1 protein-coding gene is annotated in these 282 nt (G+C 42.6%); it reads right to left on the bottom strand.

Annotated elements, in window-relative coordinates; genetic code table 11:
• Nucleotides 1-282 (bottom strand): hypothetical protein (locus ACVC43_RS00095; RefSeq protein WP_452222537.1); only part of this gene is annotated, 282 nt, incomplete at both ends.

Genomic DNA, 282 nt, shown 5'->3' with positions numbered 1-282 from the left:
GCCATCACTGTCTGGATCGCAATATTCTAAAGCGGTTGGTGTAAAAATTACTGGTGCCTGCTCAACTACCAGGTCTAATGTGATTGTATTGTAACAGCTGGTGTTGGTATTGAGCACACCTGCCACTATGGTTTGCGGGTTGCTTATATTAGTGTAGGTATTTGGTAATGGGTTGGTTTGAGCGTCTGCATCTGCCTGATTTAGGTAATACGTAACGCTATAGGCTGGATTGCTGCCTGTTATTTCGTTGTTTTTTATGGTTAAATCGATGGCTGTAAAACC

It is taken from the genome of Lacinutrix chionoecetis, from assembly GCF_053604665.1.
The sequence above is the reverse complement of the archived record's forward strand: the minus strand, read 5'-3'. Positions and strand labels throughout refer to the sequence as shown.